The sequence below is a fragment of the Sporosarcina beigongshangi genome, from assembly GCF_033485195.1.
Lineage (GTDB): Bacteria > Bacillota > Bacilli > Bacillales_A > Planococcaceae > Sporosarcina > Sporosarcina beigongshangi.
Genome location: NZ_JAWLIR010000055.1, coordinates 1 through 10,097 on the forward strand (window position 1 = coordinate 1; position 10,097 = coordinate 10,097).

Below are 10,097 nucleotides of genomic sequence, written 5' to 3' on the forward strand. Positions count from 1 at the left end.
CCCGACATATCCGGCATGCCACCCATGCCAGCACCAGCTGGCTCAGGAAGATCCGCGACAACTGCTTCAGTCGTCAAGAACATCGCTGCTACAGATGCTGCGTTTTGAAGTGCTGAACGTGTCACCTTTGTTGGATCGACGATACCTGCTTGCATCATGTTGACCCACGTACCTTCTGCAGCGTTGAAGCCAGTGCCGACTTCTTCGCGCTTGAGGCGATCGACAACGATTGAACCTTCAAGGCCTGCGTTGTTAGCGATTTGGCGTACTGGCTCTTCAAGTGCACGAAGAACGATTTTCACGCCTGTTGCTACGTCGCCTTCTACAGACTCTAGTAACGCTGCTACTTTACCGTAGACGTTAACAAGTGCCGTACCACCACCAGAAACGATTCCTTCTTCGACAGCTGCACGTGTAGAGTTCAATGCGTCTTCGATGCGAAGTTTACGTTCTTTTAGTTCTGTTTCAGTTGCTGCTCCGACTTTGATGACTGCAACGCCGCCTGCTAATTTCGCAAGACGTTCTTGCAATTTCTCTTTATCGAATTCAGATGTTGATTCTTCAAGTTGAACGCGGATTTGATGAACACGTCCTGCGATTACTTCAGAGTTACCGCTGCCTTCGACGATTGTCGTGTTGTCTTTTGTCACGACAACTTTCGCTGCGTGTCCAAGTTGTGTGATATCTGCTGATTTAAGGTCTAGACCCAAATCTTCAGTAATCACTTGACCACCTGTTAGCACTGCGATGTCTTCTAGCATTGCTTTACGGCGATCACCGAAGCCTGGTGCTTTAACAGCAACAGCGTTGAATGTACCACGGAGTTTATTGACAACAAGTGTTGCTAGCGCTTCGCCTTCAACGTCTTCTGCGATCATTAGAAGTGGTTTTCCTTGTTGAACGACTTGTTCAAGAACAGGAAGGATTTCCTGGATGTTTGTAATCTTTTTATCTGTAATCAAAATGTATGGATTATCCAAAACCGCTTCCATTTTGTCTGTATCTGTTGCCATATAAGCAGACGCATAGCCACGGTCGAATTGCATACCTTCTACGACATCAAGCTCAGTCGTAAAGCCTTTAGATTCTTCAATTGTGATAACACCGTCGTTACCAACACGCTCCATTGCCTCAGCGATCAATTGTCCGACTTCCTCGTCTCCAGAAGAGATCGCTGCAACTTGTGCAATTTCTTCTTTTCCTTCGATTTCATCAGAAATATCTTGCAATCCTTCAATCGCGGCGATCACCGCTTTTTCGATTCCTTTACGGATACCGACAGGGTTTGCGCCAGCTGTAACGTTTTTCAAACCTTCACGGATCATTGCTTGTGCTAGAACCGTTGCAGTTGTTGTACCGTCACCTGCGATTTCGTTCGTTTTAGAAGCTACTTCTGCTACGAGTTTAGCACCCATATTTTCAAATGCATCTTCTAATTCGATTTCTTTCGCAATTGTTACACCGTCATTTGTAATAAGTGGTGAACCAAATTTCTTCTCAAGAACAACGTTACGTCCTTTAGGTCCAAGTGTTACTTTTACAGCATCTGCTAATGTATCCACACCACGAAGCATTGCGCTACGTGCATCTTCATTGAATTTAATTTGTTTAGCCATTTATAAGTTCCCTCCTGATTTTCGTGTATTTGTACATTAACCAAGCATTAGCCGATAATCGCTAAAATGTCGCTTTCACGCAGGATCAGATATTCGTTACCTTCATATTTCACTTCAGTACCAGCATATTTTGAGAAGATGATCCGATCGCCTTCTTTAACTTCTAGGTCGATGCGCTGGCCATTTTCAAGCACGCGTCCAGTACCTGCCGCAATGACTTTTCCTTCTTGCGGTTTCTCTTTCGCGGAATCCGGTATTACAATACCGCTTGATGTTTTTTCTTCTGCCTCGATCAATTCGATTAAGATACGGTCACCTAATGGTTTCAACAAGTGAAACAACCTCCTCAAAGTAATTTCATGTTTTTAGCACTCGATAGATGTGAGTGCTAATACATTTCTTATCATAATGAACATTTGCATTAATTGCAAGTGAAATACAATCAAAATCCTAGACATCTGCCGGAGGCTTAACTTGAATCAACGGGAAGTTTGAACTCCCTCATGATTCAAGTCAAACATTTCTCTTTGCTTATCTGACTTTAAACAGATAAAATGGACTTCATCCACAGTTGAAAGGGTGGCATGCTTGAAAAACTGGATAATCTCTTTATGGCTCTTAGTAACCTATGCAGCCATGCAATTTGGTAGTATCTTTTTAGGGCAAGGCTTGTTTGACCACTTTCCCTGGGATGAACAATACAATGAAAAAGCTATTGCTTATCGTGCGAGTGCTTGGTCACTATTCATCAGTAATGCGTTGGCTGCCGTTGTGTTCTTATGGTTCATCTTGCGCAATAAAAAATTCTTACATGTTTTCAAAGTAAAAAAATCTACAACCGGCAATGCGATTCTTTGGGGAATCCTCGGTTTCTTCCTTGTTATGGGCGGACAGATGCTCGCGGCTATGATTGAGAGCTTGTTTGGCATTACACCGGGATCTGATAATACGGCCATACTCAGTAACATTGCAAAAGTATCTCCCATCATTATTATTTCAATCGTAGTGTTTGCACCATTCCTAGAAGAAATTGTGTTTAGACGTATTCTTTTTGGTGGAATTTATCAAAAAACGAATTTCTGGATCGCAGCCATTGCCAGCGCCCTCGTTTTCGCGGCAATGCATAATGAATTTGAGCATCTATTGATGTACATGGCACCGGGGCTAATTTTCTCCTATTTGTACTACCGAACAAAACGACTATTGACACCGATGATTGCCCATCTACTTATGAACGGCTTTGTCGTCATTGCCCAACTAAAATTCGACGATATTCAAAGGTATCTCGATGAGCTGAAACGTTTGAAACAAGCTATGTTCATATTTTTCTACTAAAAAAGTCTTTCAACCGAATACTTCCGGTTGAAAGACTTTTTTAGTTTACTCTTGTTGCCCCATCACTTCGTCAATTTGTCGCTGTTGCTCTGCACGTACTTCCTCTAACTTCCGCTGTTGTTCTGCTTGTACTTCTTCTGCCTCACGTTGCTTTTCTGCCTTCAAATATTTCCGATAACCAAATCGGGATATGAAAATACTAATTTCATAGAGCGCAAACAATGGCACGGTCACGAAAAGATGAGATAACAGATCCGGCGGTGTAATGAAAGCTGCAATAACAAACAATGTGAAATAGGCATATTTACGAATTTTCACCAGTGTCGCTGGATCCAAAATACCAAGTCTTGTTAAAAACAGCAACACAATTGGTAATTGGAAAATGATGCCGAACGGAATAAGTAATTGGAACAAAAACGAAAAATATTCATTAATACCGATTGTTTGCGTGATGCCTAAATCTGAAGATAAATTCATCATGAACTTCATCACATAGGGTAACAGGACAAAGTAGGAAAACGAAATCCCCCCGACAAATAGGAAAAACGTAAACGGAATATAATTTAACGTGGCACGCCGCTCTGTTTCATGCAATCCCGGCGAGATGAACGCCCATAACTGATACATAATAACCGGTGAAATAATAATGACTGCAACAAAAATGATCACTTTCAAGTAAATCATAATAGGATCGAGCACATTGAACGCGTTAAGCGTCGTACCATCAACTAATCCGTCATGTTGCAAAAACTGAAACTGCAAAAATTGAATGATTGGCTTGGCGATAAAAAATCCGCCTATTATTGCAACAACAAAGAAAACGACGATAACCATCAGCCGTTTTCTAATTTCATCTATATGTTCAATGATTGTTAAGTTTTTTTCTGCCATTGGACAAACATCCTAACTTACTTCACTTCTTCTTTCTTCACTTCCACTTGCAATACTTCTGCTTTCTTGTCTTCTACTTTCTTCACATCGTTATCTTCTACGAGACCTTTCGTCGCGTTTTTAAATTCACGCAATGAAGAACCGAACGCCTTTCCAATCTCAGGCAACTTCTTTGGACCGAAAACAAGCAACGCAATAATTGCGATAATTACTAAACTCATTGGACCTGGCATCTCAGACACCTCCCTCGTAGTAGAAGGACTAGACCATCCCTCTTTATGCTATCCATTTTACACGAAAACAGCTTGTATTACTATTATTGAGCCATTATAATTGTGAATTTTTAACGTCATTTTTCATGAAATAAATAAGGGTCTGTAGCTCTACAGACAAATCAATCGTATGGACACGCACCTCATCAGGTGCTGTCAGACGGACTGGCGTAAAGTTTAAAATCCCTTTAATTCCCGCCTTTATCAGCTTATCGGTGACATCCTGTGCCACACGAGAAGGTACCGTCAAAATGACAAGATCAATGCCAAGCTCGACAATTTTTTCACTAATTGTATCTGGGTGAAATACAGGGATGCCGCTCAACATTTTTCCCTCTGCCGGCGCTTTCGGGTCAAACGCTACGACAATACGTGTATTATGGTTTTTATGAAAATTATATTTTAAAAATGCACTGCCTAAACTACCCACGCCAATGAGCGCGACATCCGTTCCTTCATCCTGATCGAGGATTTGACGGAAAAATTCGACAAGATAATGTACATCATAGCCATACCCTTTGCGACCAAGCGCTCCAAAATGGGAGAAGTCTCGTCGAATTGTAGCTGCATCGATTTTCATTGCTTCACTTAATTCACTAGAAGACACACGTTTCTTACCCAAATTCGCGAAGTTTTGAAGAAATCTATAATATAGAGGCAACCGTTTGGATGTCGCCTGTGGTATTTTCGGCGTTTCTTCTATCATTGTAATCCTCCTGAACCTACTCATTCATTACACCTTAGCATAATCGTATCCGAACTGAAACCGATTCTATCGTACAGTAGATACTGAATGTTGTAAAGTCAACCGTTGCACGCTTCGCACCATTCCATTAAACTGAAGAGGAATAGAGGTGCTCACTATGATTGTTTTACAAGTGAACGGACTGACAAAATCATTCTCAGGAACCGATATATTAGAAAATGTGCGACTTGAAGTGCAACACCGTGACCGCGTTGCACTTGTTGGACGTAACGGAGCAGGCAAGTCGACACTCCTTAAAATAATTGCTGGTGAAATGACAGCTGACTCGGGCGATTTAATCATCCCAAAAGACGTAAGAATTGGTTATCTTGAACAGCATAGCGGCATCGACTCTGCCTTGTCTGTTTGGCAAGAAATGATGACCGTTTTCGAACCGCTTCATAATATGGAAAGACGGCTCCGGACGCTTGAGCAACAGATGGCTGACCCAGCAGTATACGACAACTCGACAGACTATGAACGGGTGATGTCGGAATATGACGCCCTGCAAATCGAATTCAAGGATTCTGGCGGCTATCAGTATGAATCAGACACACGCTCCGTCCTACACGGTATGCGCTTTTATCCCGATGATTATGAAAAAAGTGTTAGCCTTCTATCTGGGGGGCAAAAAACCCGATTGGCACTCGCTAAGATGCTGTTGAGTAAACCAGATCTTCTTATCCTTGATGAGCCGACAAACCATCTTGATATCGAAACACTTGGCTGGCTGGAAAAATACCTCGTTTCCTATGAGGGAGCCATTCTAATTGTTTCGCACGATCGCTATTTCTTGGATGAAATCGTGACTGTCGTCTACGAAGTATCCAGAAGAAAAGTAGCCAAATACACAGGAAACTATAGTGCCTATCTTGACGAAAAAGCCAAGAATTATGAACGTGATCAAAAGCTTTTCGAAAAGGATATGAGTGAGAAAGCGAAACTCGAGGATTTCGTCCAACGCAACATTGCTCGTGCGTCGACCTCTAAAATGGCAAAAAGCCGTCGGAAGTTGCTTGAACGAACAGACTGGATGGATTCGCCTGATGGAGATGAAAAATCGGCTAGCTTTAGCTTTTCTATTGATCGCCCAAGCGGCAATGATGTGCTAGCTCTCGACAATGTCTCGATCGGCTACAACGCTTCTCCTGTTTCTACAGGCATCAACCTGCGCGTCTATAAACAAGACCGTATTGCCATCATCGGACCAAATGGTGTCGGCAAGTCTACTTTGTTGAAAACGCTCGTTAAAGCGAATGAACCGATTTCCGGCTTGATACGTTATGGGACAAATGTTCAATTTGGCTATTATGATCAGGAACAAGCAACTCTTACTGGAAACGGCACCGTTCTTCTAGAATTATGGAATGATTGGCCGATGATGAATGAAAAAGATGTACGCTCTGTGTTAGGTCGCTTTTTATTCACAGGGGAAGATGTGGACAAACCTGTCACTTCCTTATCAGGTGGCGAAAAAGCACGCCTATCACTCGCAAAGCTCATGCTTGAAAAATCGAATACACTTGTCCTTGATGAACCAACAAACCATCTTGACCTAGACAGCAAAGAGATTCTCGAAAATGCATTGGATGATTTTCCAGGTACACTTATCTTCGTATCACATGACCGTTACTTTATTAACCGCATTGCAACAAAAGTCATTGATATTAGTGCAACAGGTGCCATCGAGTATCTCGGCGACTATGACTATTTTGTGGAGAAGAAGCTCGAGCAGCAAGAGTTGCTTGCTGAGGCGGACGTTACGAAAGGCGTGGCAATACCTTTACAATCCAGAAAAAACGAAGAAGATAAAGAGCTGAAAAAACAAGAAAGAAAGCTGACACGAGCGATTGCAGAGCTTGAGTTACAACTGTCCGAATTAGATGAATCAATTGCAACACTCCAAGACGAACTTGTTACGCCTGAATATGCAGATGATCACGTGAAGCTAATGGAACTCCAAGCCCAAATTGACGCACATCAGATGGATCACGATAGCAAATCAGAAGATTGGTTGCACCTTCAAGAAGAATTAGAATCTCTATCTTAAAAAAGTAGTAATCTTGGTGCGCCACATTGAATCGTTGGCATCGATTCAATGTGGCGCTTTGTCGTTTTTCACTGTCGGAACCTGATAGATAATTCTTCACATTGCTTTTCCGGGAAATTATTTCCCACAATCTTATACACAAGTGAAATGTTGATAGAATAGGATATGAACAATGTTATGCACATTACCCACAGGTTTTATATTTTTTATACACAAAGTTATCCTGTCATCAACGTTATAAAATGTACAAATTCATATGTTATACACAGTTTATCCACAGATTGTGCATAAGTACGAATGTTCCCTCTTGACAAGCTGAAAATAATTCCATTAAAAAAAACAGAAATTGTCGTGTTATGACCATTTCTGTTTCTTCATTTATTTATTGATTCCACGAAGTAAGTGGCATACCTGGCTTGCCATTCATAGCAAGATTTCCACGTATTCCGTCCACAAACATAGCTGATCCTGCCGCAGCTATCATAGCTGCGTTATCAGTGCAAAGAGCAATAGGAGGCACATAAAAAGGGATTTCCTCTTGGTGGAATGCCATCTCTAGTGATGCACGCAAGCCTTTGTTCGCTGCAACACCACCAGCTGCAATCACTTGCTTCACCTTATATTCTTTCGCTGCCTTTAACGCTTTCGTCGTCAGCACTTCAACAACACTCGCCTGAAAGCCGGCTGCAACATGGGCTGGATTAATTTGCTCTCCACGCTGTTCGAGATTATGTTTATAATTAATAACGGATGACTTAAGACCACTGAAACTAAAATCATACGAATCTGGCTCAAGCCATGCTCTTGGGAAAGGTATTTCTGCATCACTTTCTGCCGCTAACCGGTCAATTTGCGGTCCGCCGGGATATGGAAGTCCGAGTACACGAGCAACCTTATCATAGGCCTCGCCAGCAGCGTCATCACGCGTCTCTCCAATTAGTTTGAATGACCCGTGACGCTCCATTAGTACAAGCTCCGTATGCCCTCCAGAAACGATAAGTGCTAGCAATGGAAACTCCATTGGTTGCATCAGCTCATTCGCATAAATATGACCCGCAATATGATGAACACCAACAATCGGCAAACCATTGGCAAAAGCAAAGGCCTTGGCTGCATTGACACCGATTAATAATGCGCCTACTAGTCCTGGCCCTTCTGTTACAGCAACTGCATCCAGCTGTCCAGGAAGCAGCCCAGCTTCCGCAAGCGCCTCTTCAATCACCAGTGTAATTTGTTCCACATGATGCCTTGATGCTATTTCAGGCACAACGCCACCAAATCGTTTCTGGCTTACAATTTGGGAAGCGACAACATTTGAAATAATCTCCGTTCCATTTTTCACAATGGAAGCAGCCGTTTCATCACAGCTTGTTTCAATCCCTAATATATAGTTATCTGTCATCATTTAAACTCCACCCACATGACGAGCGCATCTTCATGGTCGTCTGTATAATAGTTTTTTCGAATTCCACCATCATGAAAACCAAGCTTTCGATATAAATTCTGTGCAGTATCATTCGTCATACGCACTTCAAGCGTCATCAATCGGACATCCATCTGCCGGCAAAGCGCCATCGCTTCCCTCATCAGCGCTTCACCAATACCATTGCCACGCATATGGGGCCGTACAGCAACATTCGTAATATGACACTCATCCAATACAATCCACATGCCACAATGACCAATAACTTCTTCACCATCGACTGCAACAACATAATGCGCATAGTCATTCCCCGTCATCTCATGCTCAAAAACCTCCGCCGTCCATGGGATCGCAAAGGACTCTTGCTCAATTGTAACAACAGCCGGAATATCTTCTATCGTCATTTTTCTATATTGAATATCTTTACTCACTGATTTTATCCTTCCCTTGCTCTTTTAACCAATTTGCCTCTGCCTCTGCAATACGGCGATACTCTGGAACAAATGCATGTACATCTGTTTCTGGTTCTGACTGAGCAGCAATATGAATTAGTGAAGATGCACGCGGTAAATTGAGGTGCAACGGAGCAATCGTAGCTCGTTCACCAAGCCGCTCAACAATCTGTTGTTCATGCATAGCTGTATCCTTTCCGATAAATAACAACGGTCCGCCCAGCTTCTCCAATTGTTGAATCAATTCTTCTACAGAATAATGGCCATCCTCAATAACTTCCGTTAGCCTTCCAGCATCTAATCTGTAGGCCCCGGCATAAACATTATTTCTTCTCGCATCGACAATCGGACAAATTAAACCCACAAAAAATAATGCATTAGTAGCCAACACTTTCAGGCTAGAAACACCAATAAGAGGCTTGCCAAGTGTCCAAGCTAGTGTTTTCGCTATCGTTACACCTATACGCACACCCGTATAAGAACCCGGCCCTTCCGAAACCGCGATGGCGTCAATATCTGCTGGGGCAAGCCCGGCCTTTGCCAGCAATTCCTCAATGGCCGGCATTGCACGTAATGAGTGGTTAACGACCATTGCGGAAGTTTCCTCTACCAATAATTCGCCATTCTTTACGATGGCAACTGAAAGTGGTGTATTCGCTGTATCTATTCCAAGCCAAATCATAAGAAAATCCCCTCACAAATCTTTTCATATCGTTCACCTATCGGCTTCAATGTAATCGTCCGTTGATCTCCGCCGCCATGAACCAGTCGAATTTCCAAACGTTCCGTAGGCAAATCCTCTTCAATCAAATGTGCCCATTCAATCACTGATATAGCATCCCCGTAAAACAGTTCGTCCCAACCGAGATCCTCATCACTATCAGCCAAGCGGTAAACATCCAAATGATTAAAAGGATAGTTCCCTTCATATTGCCTAATAATCGTAAACGTCGGACTATTAACCGTGCGTGTAACACCCAAACCTCTAGCCAGCGCCTTTGTAAACGTCGTTTTACCAGCACCAAGATCACCTTCAAGAGTCAGTACATCCGGTGGTGTAAGAAGCGCCGCCAACCTCGCTGCTAACTGTTCTGTCTCGACAACAGAATAGACTTTAATTTCCCTAATCATGTGATTTTTCCTTTCCACTGCTTTGCTATAGTGTACCGAAAATAGGCTACATCGGAAAGTATAGACGCTTACTGTTCTATTTTCAGTATTATTTATTTTCTAAGTAACAAAAAACCGACTCCGGAATAAATCCCTAGAATCGGTTTGTAAATTAAAATTAAATGGCGGTCCCGACCGGGATC

At 42.5% G+C, this 10,097-nt stretch carries 11 protein-coding genes; 2 read left to right on the plus strand and 9 right to left on the minus strand.

Annotation, left to right across the window (positions count from 1 at the left end; genetic code table 11):
* Together groL and groES are read right to left on the minus strand one after the other, a co-directional pair.
* Positions 1-1,616, minus strand: a 1,616-nt coding sequence (groL, locus tag R2B77_RS16765; RefSeq protein ID WP_322555763.1) for a chaperonin GroEL, incomplete at its 3' end; no start/stop codon positions are given.
* Between the two features lie 47 nt (positions 1,617-1,663).
* A complete protein-coding gene (groES, locus tag R2B77_RS16770) occupies positions 1,664-1,948 on the minus strand; it encodes a co-chaperone GroES (protein WP_203249170.1) in 285 nt (94 codons plus the stop codon).
* A 256-nt stretch (positions 1,949-2,204) separates the two neighbouring features.
* Between groES and R2B77_RS16775 the strand changes: the two genes are divergently transcribed.
* Positions 2,205-2,951, plus strand: coding sequence for a CPBP family intramembrane glutamic endopeptidase (locus tag R2B77_RS16775; RefSeq protein ID WP_203249169.1), 747 nt, complete (start codon positions 2,205-2,207; stop codon positions 2,949-2,951).
* Between the two features lie 45 nt (positions 2,952-2,996).
* Here the strand turns inward: R2B77_RS16775 and tatC are convergent, their stop codons facing one another.
* From tatC to R2B77_RS16790, 3 genes are all read right to left on the minus strand, one after another.
* Entirely contained in the window at positions 2,997-3,842 is an 846-nt protein-coding gene (tatC, locus tag R2B77_RS16780; RefSeq protein WP_203249168.1) for a twin-arginine translocase subunit TatC, read from the minus strand.
* Positions 3,843-3,859: 17 nt separating this feature from the next.
* On the minus strand, positions 3,860-4,075 hold the full coding sequence (locus R2B77_RS16785) for a twin-arginine translocase TatA/TatE family subunit (RefSeq protein ID WP_203249166.1): 216 nt from the start codon (positions 4,073-4,075) through the stop codon (positions 3,860-3,862).
* Between the two features lie 94 nt (positions 4,076-4,169).
* Positions 4,170-4,820 (minus strand): redox-sensing transcriptional repressor Rex, encoded by a 651-nt coding sequence (locus tag R2B77_RS16790; RefSeq protein ID WP_203249165.1) that lies wholly within the window; start codon positions 4,818-4,820, stop codon positions 4,170-4,172.
* Positions 4,821-4,977: 157 nt separating this feature from the next.
* On the opposite strand from R2B77_RS16790, the gene R2B77_RS16795 reads away from it, so the two are divergent.
* Entirely contained in the window at positions 4,978-6,909 is a 1,932-nt protein-coding gene (locus tag R2B77_RS16795; RefSeq protein WP_203249164.1) for an ABC-F family ATP-binding cassette domain-containing protein, read from the plus strand.
* 382 nt (positions 6,910-7,291) lie between these two features.
* Here the strand turns inward: R2B77_RS16795 and tsaD are convergent, their stop codons facing one another.
* From tsaD to tsaE, 4 genes are read right to left on the minus strand one after another with little or no spacing between them, the layout of a single operon-like run.
* On the minus strand, positions 7,292-8,314 hold the full coding sequence (gene tsaD / locus R2B77_RS16800; protein ID WP_212391944.1) for a tRNA (adenosine(37)-N6)-threonylcarbamoyltransferase complex transferase subunit TsaD: 1,023 nt from the start codon (positions 8,312-8,314) through the stop codon (positions 7,292-7,294).
* Entirely contained in the window at positions 8,311-8,763 is a 453-nt protein-coding gene (gene rimI / locus R2B77_RS16805; protein ID WP_203249162.1) for a ribosomal protein S18-alanine N-acetyltransferase, read from the minus strand. The genes tsaD and rimI overlap by 4 nt, the downstream gene beginning before the upstream one ends.
* Complete coding sequence (gene tsaB / locus R2B77_RS16810; protein WP_203249161.1) at positions 8,756-9,466, minus strand: tRNA (adenosine(37)-N6)-threonylcarbamoyltransferase complex dimerization subunit type 1 TsaB; 711 nt, start codon at positions 9,464-9,466, stop codon at positions 8,756-8,758. The genes rimI and tsaB overlap by 8 nt, the downstream gene beginning before the upstream one ends.
* Positions 9,463-9,915 (minus strand): tRNA (adenosine(37)-N6)-threonylcarbamoyltransferase complex ATPase subunit type 1 TsaE, encoded by a 453-nt coding sequence (gene tsaE, locus R2B77_RS16815; RefSeq protein ID WP_203249160.1) that lies wholly within the window; start codon positions 9,913-9,915, stop codon positions 9,463-9,465. Before tsaE ends, tsaB begins: the two co-directional genes overlap by 4 nt.
* Between the last annotated feature and the right edge of the window lie 182 nt (positions 9,916-10,097).

Bases quoted from the DNA above. Each gene is read 5' to 3' on its own strand.
- tsaE (WP_203249160.1), bottom strand. From the start codon at position 9,915: ATGATTAGGGAAATTAAAGTCTATTCTGTTGTCGAGACAGAACAGTTA.
- tatC (WP_203249168.1), bottom strand. From the start codon at position 3,842: ATGGCAGAAAAAAACTTAACAATCATTGAACATATAGATGAAATTAGA.
- tsaB (WP_203249161.1), bottom strand. From the start codon at position 9,466: ATGATTTGGCTTGGAATAGATACAGCGAATACACCACTTTCAGTTGCC.
- R2B77_RS16785 (WP_203249166.1), bottom strand. From the start codon at position 4,075: ATGCCAGGTCCAATGAGTTTAGTAATTATCGCAATTATTGCGTTGCTT.
- R2B77_RS16795 (WP_203249164.1), top strand. From the start codon at position 4,978: ATGATTGTTTTACAAGTGAACGGACTGACAAAATCATTCTCAGGAACC.
- tsaD (WP_212391944.1), bottom strand. From the start codon at position 8,314: ATGATGACAGATAACTATATATTAGGGATTGAAACAAGCTGTGATGAA.
- R2B77_RS16790 (WP_203249165.1), bottom strand. From the start codon at position 4,820: ATGATAGAAGAAACGCCGAAAATACCACAGGCGACATCCAAACGGTTG.